Consider the following 12,673-nt stretch of genomic DNA (forward strand, 5'->3'; position numbering starts at 1 on the left):
CCGGAGTGCACATGCCGCAAAAACCATGTCGCGTGCGCCTGCTTTCCTATACACCGGAAGCAATGTCTCTTATTTATGCCGCCTTCCGCCAGTGTTACTATCCCGGTTTTGTCGGGGAACTCTGGGACGAGCTCGTCTCCGGTAGCGTGGAGCGTGAAAAACAGGCCGATTTCATCTGCAAGGTTATGGAATCGGGCCATGAAAGCCCCATAGAGCATGTCAGCTTCACCTTTGCCATAGAGGGCATTTCCCGCGCCTGTACGCACCAGCTCGTGCGCCATCGTATTGCTTCCTATTCCCAACAAAGCCAGCGCTACGTTGACGGCAGCGATTTCGACTATATTCTTCCTCCCGCCATTGCACGAATACCCGAAGCAAAGGAACGGTTTGAGAAATTTCTCGCCGAGGTGGGCGAGGCTTATCGCGATCTGAAAGAACTGCTTGAAGCCGCGGGGCGTAAGGGGCCAAAAGCCAATGAAGATGCGCGCTTTGTGTTGCCGCAGGCCGCTGAGAGCAAGATAGTGGTGAGCATGAACTGCCGCAGTTTGCTACATTTTTTCGAACTTCGTTGCTGCACGCGGGCGCAGTGGGAAATACGCGCCATGGCGGATCAGATGCTTGCATTGAGCAAGGAAGCGCTCCCCGTCGTCTTTTCCCATGCCGGGGCCAAGTGCGAACGTTTGGGGTATTGCCCAGAGGGGGAAAAGTTCACATGCGGTAAGTATCCGCTGCGGGATTCCGGCGCAACGCATTCAGATAATAAATAAAACTATAATACTGGGTTTTGCCGGGGTATCTGCTATATAACTGAAGAAGGGCGCTAGTCGTTAGCCCATGCGTTTCTGGCACCCATTGAATGCCCATGCAGCACATTTCCCACCTCTGACAGCTCGCCTCACGCCCCATTAAGGTGCTATCTTTTTCTCCCTGGCGTACGGTATATGCTGTTTTGGCGTTTCGTTTTTACGATCGAGAAACGAAAATGACATAGAAACTACTGACAACACCGCCTAATCAGGTTTCCGATCACGAAGTCTCGAAAAAAACATAAGCGGCACATAATTGTAACATCCCGGTTAATGTAAGGTAAATCTTTCATAACCCACTTAAAACATAGGTTTTCAGTGGCCATTGCGCTGGGGGTCAAAAAACGGGGAATGATGCGGCTTCAGAGAATTAGTCTGTAGTCAAGCACTTTTGTATGTTACAAGTTTGTAATGAATAAACATCATTTAGAATTAGTGAGTTTTTGGAAGATATGAAATGTATTGCCTGTGGAAAATGATTCTAAGTTGCTGTGGAAAAAAAATTGACGCAGCACTGACAACCTAGGTGGGAAGCCGGTTCTCAGGTCCTTCGCGGGAGAATGCGGGTTTTAAGTTTGTTATTGATTTTAAGTGGTTATTAAGTTGTGGGGCTAGGGAAAAAAATCGCCTGCAGCAACTCTCACGCTGCTGTTTCTCGCCTTGCCGTATTGTCACCACGGAAGTATTTCCAGGCGCATGGAAACGATCTGGCAAGAAATCCAAGAAGTTCTCAAGGCTGCAACCAACCCCGGTATTTTTGCAGTCTGGATAAAACCTTTATTGGGCAGCTATGTCGATGGCGTGCTCACGGTTGAGGCCCCCAATGGTTTTGTGGCGAATTGGGTATCCAGTCGTCTTGGCGAGGAAATCCTGAAAGCTGCAGAAAAAGTTACGGGTACACGTCCAACACTGCAGGTGAACGCGATGGCCTCGCGGGAGCCTAAACCAATTCCCGGTCCGTTGCCGGCTTCTGCGAGCGATTCCGCACGCACTGAGCAATTGGACCTCCCTGTGGCGCAGCAGCCAGCTGCCAGCAAAATGCCAAAGTGGCAATATCACTTTGACGACTTTGTTGTTGGCCCTAGCAACGAGCTGGCGTATGCCGCAGCGCGGAATATCTGCAGCCAGACCCTGCCTAATGACAACCTTTTTATCAGTTCACCCGCTGGACTTGGCAAAACGCATCTCCTTCAAGCAGTGGGGGCGCATCTGGGAACCATGGCCAATTGCCGTCACCCGCGCGTTACCTACCTGACTGCAGAGGAATTCGCCCGTAGAATGGTCATGGCTCTCAAATCCGGCAACATCGAGAGTTTCAAGGCAAGATTCCGCGATACCGTTGACCTGCTGCTTCTTGAAGATGTGCACTTTTTTCAGGGCAAGGCCCGTATGCAGGATGAATTGCTGGCAACCTTGAAAGCCTTGCGAAATAACGGCTCCAAGGTTGTATTTTCCTCTTCCTTCCTGCCCAGGGAAATCAAGGAATTGGATTCGCAACTTGCCTCGCGGTTTTGCTCCGGGTTTCTTACCGTCATCGAAAAACCCGATCTGGAAACCAGACGGCGTATTCTGGCCCATAAGGCAAAGTCTTTTCAGGTTGATTTGCCTGAAAACGTGGCTGAGCTTTTGGCAGAAAGAATCGATAGCGACGTGCGGCAGCTCGAAAGCTGTCTGCAGAACCTGGTGCTCAAAGCCCGTTTGTTGAATCGTCACATCACCGAGGAAATGGCTTGGGACGTGCTTGGGCAATATGCAAGTGACGAAGCGCGCCTCAGTATTGAGGGTATCCTTGATTTCATTTGCAAAAGCTTTGAGATTTCATCCCAGTCACTCAGATCCAAAAGCCGCCAACGCCAGGCCGTGATGGCCCGTAACATGGCGTTTTTCCTGGCGCGCCGTTATACCGATTTGTCGCTCAAAGACATCGGTGACCGTCTCAATCGCAAACATTCAACTGTTCTCAAAGGCATTGCCAATGTTGAGCGGGAAATGAATTTGGAAACTCCCCTTGGCCGGCAATTGTCACGAACTGCTGAAATGTTGCATCGCTTTCCTGGCGCTTCAGGCCAGGCCCGCAACTAGCCCAACTGCTGCTGTCCGGCAGACCGCAAGGTGCCAGGAACAGCAGCTATTCTCTATCTCATCTATTCAATTGAACTTTGCTTTACATTGAAGTAGGCAGGCACTCCCGCTGTCAAGAAGCGCTATTCATGGCGGCGGGGTGCCTTTGTCAAGAAAATCGCTTTTTGCCCTGCGAAAACGCTTGATATTTTTCTCAAATATTGCTAATATTTAGAGTGTGGATAAAAGTATAGTGCTTTTACCTCTCCTCGTCCTTGCGATTATTTTAAAAAAAGTCTAGAAATTAATAGGACTTTGTCAAATAATTTCTCTGTCTGTTCTAACTTGTTGATTTTTTCGTATTATCCTTCTTGTCGGTCTGCCTGTCGCGACACCCCATCTCCCCTGTATGACCACCACCTGAAATGAACGGGCGTGAACTGTTTTCCGGAGAAAATGGCAGCACTTGTTTTGCTTCGCGCATGCCCAGCAAAAAACACATATATCAATACCTCACGGGAGTTCCTTTTCTCTCCTCATGTGCTTTCTTTTGAAGTTAACTTCAGCTATTTTATTTTACGAGTTTATATGATGTGTTATGGCCTATCAAAATGTAAAAGGGTATCGTTCTGCTTCATTTTTGTATGATATTATCTTGAAAACAGATTTGTTGTCTTGTGCATAATCATATTTTTCAATTCTCTACTTTTTTGCTCAAGTATTTTTTAATTGACTGTTATGTTGACTCTTAAGATGAACAGGAATAGCACCTCTTCAGGTATTTCATTTATAACTATGGAGAGGAAGTATGAATAGGTTATTGCAGTTTGTTGTGGGCGTAGCTTTGGTTTTAACATTGGCTTCCACTGCATTTGCAGGAGACGTTGTAAAAACGCTTCCTGGAGAGTTGACTCTTGAGCAGGTGCAGCCCCTTCTGGACGCGGCTTTGGCCAAGGCCAAGGAAATCAATGTTCCCGTCAATATTGCCGTGGTTGATTCCGGCGGTAATTTGAAAGCTTTTTATCGCATGGATGATGCATTCATCGGTAGTGTTGACATTGCCATCAAAAAAGCTGTCACCGCGCGTTATTTCAACATGCCGACAAGAACTCTGGGCGAAGCCTCCCAGGTAGGAAAATCCCTGTACGGTATTGAAGTGAGCAACAATGGCCTGGTCATTTTTGCCGGTGGCTTGCCCCTGGTGACCAAAGACAATGTCATTGTCGGCGCTATTGGCGTCAGCGGCGGTTCCGTGGATGAAGATGAAACAGTAGCCAAGGCCGGCGCCGAGGCACTGCTCAAATAGTCGCGGATTTACGGTAGTATTACGCTAGCACGAAGGCTGCTCCGTTTTGGGGCAGCCTTTTTTTTGGTGCATGTGTTCAGAGTGCTGCCAGCTCCATGTCGCCCCAGACCGCAATCTGCCCTTTGCATTGTGCAAAAACGCCCTCAACAACATCTTCAGGATAAGAGGCCTCCGGCAGGGGGGTGGACCATTTTTGGGCCTGCGCAAGCACCTTGTCGAGATCCTTGGGCTTCTGCAGCAAGTTGCACAAGGCAGTGGCCGCAGCATCGGCAAAAAAGCCGCTTTTGCTGCGTACAGCGACCAGTTCTCCTTGTCCAAGGCTTGCGGAGTGACCAATGGTGGCTGATGAACTGCAAAGTGAGACGGGAAAAGCTCCGGCCGGCAGGCGGAGCGCCAGTGTGCTTTTGCCTTCAGGGTCAGGCAGAAAGCCGACCAGGCGTTCCTTGTCGGAAAAAAGATAGGTGTCGCCACCATTTTCCACGAGAATATTGGGGAGGCTTTCAGTGATCTTTGCAGCCGATTTTTCTTTGGCAAGGGCTTCGGCAACACTTTGGGCAACGGCGCCAGCAACCGCAGCCATGGGCCCCACGTCACATCGTTGCGCAGCTTCAGCCATGCGTCTGATAATACTGGGAGCTTCTGTGCTTACAGCGACAGGCGAGTAGCTGTGGCCAAATGCGGGGTGCAGGGCAATGTACCCTTTGATCTGCCCGCGTAGCTGTTGCAATACCGTCAGCGCCCTGTCCCGCAATGCCGTGGCGTTTGCGGGGGAGTCGGTCACGATCCAGAGGTCGCTTTCTTCGAGCACCACCTGGAAGGCCTGTTCCCCAGCCCTTGGGCGGCACCCGCTGCGGTAAGCGCGTTCTGTTTTATTGTACACGTGTGACATGGCCATTCATTGTACTGGTCAGTAGACCACAGCGAAAGCCCCGTGCACCAGAGTGGAGGAGCGCTGCGAGAGCATGAAGTGGAGCGTATCCACCCCTTGCTCTGAAAGTACGACGCTGCCTGATGGGGTCAGTTTCTCTGCCTTGAGAAGCAGAGGCGTATCTCCCATGGTGTGCGCGTTCATGGCTGCCTCAATGCTCCTGAAATATAAGGGGGGCGCTTCCGGAGCAAAGGACGGGATTGCATTGAATGCCGCTTCAAAAACAGGGTGCAGGCTAGGGGCGACTGCCAAGCCCCGGGCGTCGATAATCACGCCGTTGTAGTCCGGGCTGCTATTCTCCACAGCAGCGCGGATGCGCCATGGCGAGGAGTCGGCTTTGTTTTGCTGCGTTGCTGTCTTCTGCGATTCTGCCGTATCCGCTTTTTTTGGTGGTTCATAGCCGCGCTCGCGTAAAGCTTGCAGTGTTTGCTTACCCAGTGGGACAGTCAGCTGTATGGCAATACCGTGACCAGACAATTCACTCGTCGATTCTTGTGCCCTGCGTTCCAGCACACCGGCAAGACGGTTTACAGCCACGTCCTGGCTTACGATGAAGTTCTGGACCAAAGTCTGCGAATCGATACGTACGTTTTTGAACACTTCCAGCAGGTTGCGGCGGGCGTCGAGTTGGGCTGCCCGCCGAGCCATGGTGCGCCCCCGTGGTGTTTCAAGCTCATCTTGCGGTGGAAAACCCTGCCCTGTGGCGGTAATGGTAAGAGCGCTCCAGTCTATTACTCCGTATGGGGGTATTTCTTCCAAAATCCTGCCTGATTGCGCCGCAAACGCAGGCAAAGCGAAAAGCAATAACATCGTCACGACAGCTACCAGGGGCAGGGTGCTGGTCCGGGACTCAGTTCTGCATTGTTTGGAGGCAGACTGGCTCATGCGCCTCTCCTTTTTGCAGTGTCAGCCATTTCTTGCACCATGGTTATCCATGGCTCCATTCCACGGGCGGTGTTTTCCGGCCAGGCAATATGCTGTGGAGGCGGGGAGCTAAGGGCAACCTCCAGAGAATGGGCAAGCATATCCACATTGGTGGGATCTGTAACCACGTGTTCTTCAGGAAGGATAATGCTGCTGCCATTGGCGGCGGAAGAAACCGTGGGGATGCCGCACGCCACAGCTTCAAGTACAGCGTTGGCGCAGGCATCATAAAAGGAAGGGAGGGCAAAGGCGTCCAGCCCTTGATAAAAGGCTGGCATTGCATCCACCTTGCCCAAAAAGTGCACGCGGTTGTGTAGACCAAGCGACGCCGCTTTCTTTTGCCAGGCTTCGGGTGAACGTCCCCCTGCGATGAGGAGGTGAATATCGTCAGGTAGCAATGCCAGGGCGTTTATCAAAGGTGCCAGGCCTTTGAGCCGGAAGTTCGACCCGGCAATGCCAATACAGCAAACGTCTGAGGGCGCACCTGCGGCGCGGCGCAGAGCAATGCGGGCGGCGTCTCGCTCAGTAGTGGGGAGCGGAAAAAAACGCTCTTTGTCAGGCTCATTGTATATGACCTGGATGTCCTCACGGCGCACGGTTGGATATGCTTCCACAATCCAGGCGGCAACCGCGTGGGAGACGGCAACGATGCGCGATCGCCCCGCGTACTGTTGTTTTTCTATTGCCAGGGTCAGACGGTTTGCCGGGCTGGAACGTCTGCGCAACTTTTTCCAGAAGCGGGGGAGACCCGTCGACCATGCACGTTCGGATAGTCGCCAAAAGGGTGTCAGCGGCCCGCCGCCAACACGCAGCAGATCTTGTTGCAGGCTTTTACCCAAGCCTATGCTCACATCGTAATTACCACGACGTCGCAACCGTTCAGCCTGCAGTGCAAACCAGAGCATCTTGCCCGAGCGCACCAAGCCGTGGCGCCCCACTATGCGTAGGGTAACACCAGCGGGGGCAGGTGTTTCGGCGCGGGCGCAAATGTAATCAACGTGATGCCCGAGCGCGGCAAGGTCCCTGGCCAGGCGGTAGCCAAAACCTTCGACCCCGCCGTATCGACTGAATCGCGGGAGCATGAGAGCGATACGCGCGGACATGGGCAACTACTTCTGCAGGCTGATACTGGGCGGGTTAACGCCTGGCCAGCACGGTCCAGAGGGTGTGGGCGTAGCGATTGTCGTAATCACGCGGATTGAGGTAGCGCATTTTCCGCAGCAGGCGCACAGGATATGGACGGGGCTTTTCCATCACCCAGGCTTCTGCCAGGGTAAAAGGCAGGCGAGTCTGTTGTTCCTGAACAAAATTCCAGGCCTCAGAGATATTGAAAAACCATCTGTGCCGGTCTCCAGGAGGATCAACTGGTAACCCGTAATGGCTGAAGGATCCATGCCCTCTATCAATGGGGCGACGGGCGTTTACCCAGCAATTGTGCCAGGATATGACCGCGAACCCGCTGCATACGCGAATTATTTCTTCAAAAATTTTATGCAGGGATTCAAGATGTTCAAGAACATCTATGCAAATGACGCAATGGAAATTCCTGTCAGGAAAGGGCAAAATCGGGGTGCAGGCCAGGTCCTGCACAATGTCGGCGGGGGGCGCCATATCAATACCTGTGTATTGCGCCTCGGGGCAGAGTTCTTTCAGGTATGCCTGGTCACAGCCAACATCCAGAACACGCCCTTCGCCAGGGCAAAGCAGAGGAGAAAAACGTTTAGCCACGTAAGCTATACGCTCTTTCCTGGAGTGGAAGGTGAGCATTTCTTTTCTGCGCATGGTGCAGGGACTTTACAAAGCACTATGGGTAAAGGCAAGCCGCCCCTGTATAGAATGTATATAACAGGGGCGGTTGGATATTAATTGTGCATGGCGGCAATGAGGGCGCGCAGTTGCGTCGCCTGTTCCGCCAGGCTGGTGACGGATTGCGAAGCTTTGGCCATGCCCTGGCTGGTCTGTTCGGAAATGCGAGAAACATCTTCTACGTGGTGGCTTATTTCTTCGCTGACGGTGGATTGCTCTTCTGATGCCACGGCAATACTGCGCACCTGGTCAGAGGTTATGTCCACCAGGGAGACGATTCCCTGCAGTGCTTCACCTGACTCGTTAGCCAGTTGTGTTGCATTATCAACTGCTTGTGTCGCATCTTCCATGCCGCGGGTGGCCAGCCTGGTACCATCCTGAATACTATTGATGGCGTGCCCCACTTCAGTGGTGGCGGACATGGTCTTTTCTGCAAGTTTGCGCACTTCGTCTGCCACCACGGCAAAGCCGCGACCGGCTTCTCCAGCACGTGCCGCCTCGATTGCCGCATTCAGGGCTAGCAGGTTTGTCTGGTCTGCTATGTCGGATATGACATTCATTATGCGACCGATGGATTCAGCCTGATCTCCCAATTGACCAATATCCTGCTTCAACTTTTGGGAAAGCTCCGAAACTCTTGAAATGGCGGAGACAGCAGTGCCAACGACCTTCGCTCCATCCTGGGCCTTGAGCCTGGTCTGGTCTGCGTGCTCTGCCGCCTCTGCAGCGTTGCGGGCAACATCTATGACAGTGTTGTTCATCTTTTCCATGGCGGAGGCTGCCTCTGCGCTGCGTTGTTGCTGTGCGGCCGCGCCGTCGTTGGCGGTCTTTACTTCAGCGTCCAGATCCTCCACAGCTCCTTCCACCTGGCGGGCAATGTCGTCAGCTTCCTGGGCGGTCCGACTGATAAGGGCGTTCTGCTCTTGCAGCCGTTCTTCCTGCAGCTTTACGTCAGTAAGTACGGCAAACTGGGCAAAGCTGCCTATCAACTCCTTGTCCAGATTGTAGATAGGTGAGGCATCCATCTTGATAAAATAGCGCTCTCCATTTTCACGGGCGCCACTGAATTCCTTGTTGGTCAGGCTTTCCCGCTCCTGCAACGTTTTTTTCATTGCTTGCGCCAGTTCATCGTGGTGGGAAAAAAAGGTGGAGACACTTTGCCCTATGTAGTCCTCTGGAGAACCCTGCTTGGCCAAGAAAGTCAGGAGGATGGAGTTCACATAGGAAATTTTGAAATCCGTGTCCGCCACTATGCATGGCATGGTGATGCCCTTGAGAATGCCTTCTGCAAAACCAAGTTTGTCTTTGAGTTCCGCCACCATGACCGACACGTTTTGGGAGAGGTCCTGCAATTCTCCTGAAAATGCGCCGTCCATGCAGGCCTGCAGATCACCCTTTGCCACATTTTCCGTGAATCCCTGGATGGAGCGCACCGGCCGGATGATGGTCCTTGCCATCAAGAAAACCAAAAGGCTGGTGAGCACCAAAATGGCAAGGGCGATGACAAGAATAAGCGTACGGTTGTTCTCATAGTCCTGAATCCGCCGTGCGAGCAGTATGTCCAGTTCTTTGGCGGCAACATCCCAGAAGGAAAAACTTGTTTCAATGGCTTTTTGCCCGGCCTGTTGGAATTCCGCCCTGGTAAATTCGATTGGCTTGAAGGCGCTGATGTCGCGGATCATGGAAATAAACTTCTTGTTGGCGGCAACGTAGGATTCCAATGCGGGGGGAATGTTTTTTTGCAGTGAATCCATGGTGCCGTAAAAATTCTGGTCCTCATTGAGGGCGGTTTGCGTACTCCCAAGGACCCTGTCCAGATCGGCCTGTTGTAAAAGCGATGCGGCAACAGCCATCTGTATGCGCTGTTCTGAGGTTGGAGTATCTTCCTCCAGAATCTGCCCCCCTAATGCCAGAACTTCCGCCAGCCGTTGCTGGGTCTGGGGCAGGGCCAGCAGTGTGATATCCATGATGTAGTAACTGTCCAGATCCGGATCGAGAATCAGGTTTGATGTGTCACCAGCATGAGCGATCATATTCCGCACATCGGCAATAAAACCGTCCAGTGTTTTGGTGATGTCCTGCGGCTGCATGGAGGCGTAGCTTTTTTGGAAATCTTTCCAGCGCTTCTTCACAAGGGGAAGCAGCAATGCTTCTCGCCCACGAATGGCAAGTCCCTCCTCGGTAAACTGCAGGTCTTCGCCAATGTCAGTCTGCACATGCTCAAGGTCGCTAAAGGTCCTGTCTATGGACGCCATGAGCTCTGAAACCTTTGCTTGGGCTTCCTGCTGGCCTGCAAGCTTCGCCAGGCAATTTTGCTTCAAACAGGGAAAATCAGACAACAGGTTTTCCAGCGGCCGCTGATAGGCATTGCCATATAATTCAAGCGTGGAGAAACGAATGTCGTAATTAATGCCAGTTACGACAAAATACACAAGGACGGCAATGGGTACTAAAAAGGAGATGCTGATGACTAAAAGTTTTTTTGAAATGCTAAGACCTCGAGAAAACGTAGAAGATCTGGACATGGTTCCCCCCCCCGTGGAGAAAAATGTCAATACGTCGTTCTATAAATAGTCAACTTTGTGAATTTATATGAATTGTAACACGACTGTAACAGAGCGCAAGAAGAAAAAATCCCACAATATTGTAGGGAAAATTCTGCGTAGGCTCTAATCTACTGCATGGGCAGAATAAAAAGAAATGTGTCGGACTTGAAAGAAAGTAGTGAGAAGAGCGCGCGGTGTTCCAGAAAGCAGAGGGGTACTCAAGAATGCTACGATTGTTTTTCAACTGAGGCGCTGGACTGTCGGGCGGAATCCTGCTCAGAAAGGGCATATACTGTGTTGCGGCCGTTTTGTTTGGCCAGAAACAGCGCCTTGCTGGTTTGCGCCAGCATGTCTTCACAGGTCCAGCCATTGGCGGGAAAAAATGTGCTGACTCCAATACTGACAGTGATGACATCGCTTGTATCGGCTTCAATGCCAAAAGGAACCGCCAGGGCTTCTGCAGCATGCCGCAGCTTCTCGGCCTCGCCTACAGCCTTCGCAGCGGGGCAATCCGGCATCATCACCATGAATTCCTGGGCTCCGTATTGAGAGAGCAGCCAAAAAGGGTTTCGAAGCGTTGCATCAAAGGTCTTTGCCAGAGAGCGGATGCAGCGGGTGGCCTGACCGGCGTCATGGTTTCGGGAGTATTCTTCGAACCGATCCACATCGATAATCAGCAGGGAAATGCTCTCTTCGTTGCGTGCTGCGGTCCGGCAAAACCTTTCAAAGAGGTCGTCAAAACGGTGGCGGGGCATGACACCACTGGATTCATCGAAAACATTTTTTCCTTTTTTACCCTTACCTTCAGTGCCTAGCGGGCGCCCCTTGCAAGAGTCGTCCTTGCATTTGGGCAAACTGACGGTAAAAATGTCAAACCCGGAATCCAGGTTGTACAAAAGCATGCCGCCCATGTCTTTGACCAGGCGATAACTAAGGGGCAGACCGTAACTGTGCCCCCCTTCATCAAAAGGCATGAACAGGTGCTCGGTGTTCAGCTCCACTTCCCCTTGCGAGGGCACCTTGAATTCCACCAGCACGTTGTCCGTGTTCTCCCGGGAGGTAATGATGAACGCAGCGTCGCGTTCCAAGGAGTGCAGAGCGTTACGGACGATGTTGATGAATACTTGGGAAAGATAATTGGGGTCCGCCATGACTTGGGGCGCATCTTCCAACTGCTCCAACTTGCACCAGATGCCACGTTCGTTCATTTCCGGATACAGCATACTCAGACATTCTCCGAGCACGCTGTTCAAGGAGCACGCAACAGGGCGTGCCTCCACAGGCTTCAAATAGTCGCGGATGCGGTTCAAAAGACGCTCTAGTCGCAAAGATTCCCGAAGAATGATGCCTACTTCCGGCATGTCTGGATGCTTTTTCTGCAGCCGCTTTGCAAAGCCGGCTATGCTCATCAAGGGGTTGCGCACTTCGTGGGCCATTTCAGATGATATGACCCCCAGCGTCTTCAGTTTTTCGTTTTGGATAAGGGCTTTTTCCAGGAAAACACGGTCAGTGATGTCCACGAAAATACCTTCGACAACGGCTATGCCGTCCGGATCGCAGAATTGGCTGGCTTCGTCCGTCCCTTGCGGCATTGAGCGAATGATGCCGTGAACTTCACTGCCTTTGCTATGGATCATGCGGCATTCCAAAGAGGAGGGCGCACCCTGGGTAAACGAGATGTTCAAGGCGTCGCGTACCTGGTCCCGCTCCAAAGGGTGGATGCGGTCCAGCAACCACCCCGGCTCCGCCATTGCTTCTTCCGGGGTGTAGCCAAGAATTTGTGAACAGGCCTGGTTGATGAACAACAGCTTGAATTCTCTGTCCAGGGAAAAAACGAGCAGGGGAATGCTTTGGATGAGATTATAGTGGTGCTGTTTGGCTTCGAGAATGCGGCGCTGTAACGAACAACGCTCCCGAAGTCGAACCAACAGCATGTGCAGTTCATTGGTGTCGAAGGGCTTTTGCAGGTAATCACAGGCGCCAAGTTTGAGCGCGCTGGCAACGCGCTCCTGGCTGCCGTTGCTTCCCATAAGAATGAGTTCTTCCAGTTGGCCAGAGCGCTTGACAGTCCTGGCCAAATCCACACCGTTTATATCTGGCAGATCAACTTCAATGAATGCAAGAGAATAGGAGGTAGTTGCCAGGGCAGAGAGCACACTTTTGGAGTGAAGATGAATCTCCGGCTCGTATCCTGCGCCTTTGAGCGTTTGGGCAAGCGTTTCACAGACCGTCGGGTCCGTATCGACGACAAGCGCCTTGAGGTGGATATCGCTTATCGAATCAGACATGAAGAAAA

General features: G+C 52.1%; 9 protein-coding genes. 3 read left to right on the forward strand and 6 right to left on the reverse strand.

Annotated features, from left to right (window positions below; all coding sequences use genetic code 11):
- Positions 1-11: 11 nt before the first annotated feature.
- The 3 genes from thyX (at position 12) to ACZ5EH_RS15555 (ending at position 4,173) form a co-directional block, all read left to right on the forward strand.
- Positions 12-767, forward strand: a complete 756-nt coding sequence (gene thyX / locus ACZ5EH_RS15545) for an FAD-dependent thymidylate synthase (RefSeq protein WP_464274788.1) — start codon at positions 12-14, stop codon at positions 765-767.
- 735 nt (positions 768-1,502) lie between these two features.
- Positions 1,503-2,888, forward strand: coding sequence for a chromosomal replication initiator protein DnaA (gene dnaA / locus ACZ5EH_RS15550; RefSeq protein WP_464274789.1), 1,386 nt, complete (start codon positions 1,503-1,505; stop codon positions 2,886-2,888).
- A gap of 787 nt (positions 2,889-3,675) precedes the next feature.
- Positions 3,676-4,173: a GlcG/HbpS family heme-binding protein gene (locus tag ACZ5EH_RS15555; RefSeq protein ID WP_464274790.1), complete on the forward strand. Its 498-nt coding sequence runs from the start codon at positions 3,676-3,678 to the stop codon at positions 4,171-4,173.
- Positions 4,174-4,249: 76 nt separating this feature from the next.
- Here the strand turns inward: ACZ5EH_RS15555 and ACZ5EH_RS15560 are convergent, their stop codons facing one another.
- The 6 genes from ACZ5EH_RS15560 to ACZ5EH_RS15585 all read right to left on the reverse strand — a co-directional run bounded on the left by ACZ5EH_RS15560 (position 4,250) and on the right by ACZ5EH_RS15585 (position 12,665).
- Entirely contained in the window at positions 4,250-5,062 is an 813-nt protein-coding gene (locus ACZ5EH_RS15560) for a UPF0280 family protein (RefSeq protein ID WP_464274791.1), read from the reverse strand.
- Positions 5,063-5,080: 18 nt separating this feature from the next.
- Entirely contained in the window at positions 5,081-5,986 is a 906-nt protein-coding gene (locus ACZ5EH_RS15565; protein WP_464274792.1) for a hypothetical protein, read from the reverse strand.
- Complete coding sequence (locus ACZ5EH_RS15570; RefSeq protein WP_464274793.1) at positions 5,983-7,128, reverse strand: glycosyltransferase family 4 protein; 1,146 nt, start codon at positions 7,126-7,128, stop codon at positions 5,983-5,985. Before ACZ5EH_RS15570 ends, ACZ5EH_RS15565 begins: the two co-directional genes overlap by 4 nt.
- A 34-nt stretch (positions 7,129-7,162) precedes the next feature.
- Complete coding sequence (locus tag ACZ5EH_RS15575; RefSeq protein WP_464274794.1) at positions 7,163-7,807, reverse strand: class I SAM-dependent methyltransferase; 645 nt, start codon at positions 7,805-7,807, stop codon at positions 7,163-7,165.
- Positions 7,808-7,887: 80 nt separating this feature from the next.
- Entirely contained in the window at positions 7,888-10,356 is a 2,469-nt protein-coding gene (locus ACZ5EH_RS15580; RefSeq protein ID WP_464274795.1) for a methyl-accepting chemotaxis protein, read from the reverse strand.
- A 248-nt stretch (positions 10,357-10,604) separates the two neighbouring features.
- Positions 10,605-12,665, reverse strand: coding sequence for a diguanylate cyclase (locus tag ACZ5EH_RS15585; protein ID WP_464274796.1), 2,061 nt, complete (start codon positions 12,663-12,665; stop codon positions 10,605-10,607).
- Positions 12,666-12,673: the final 8 nt, after the last annotated feature.

The sequence above is a fragment of the Desulfovibrio biadhensis genome (assembly GCF_055388615.1).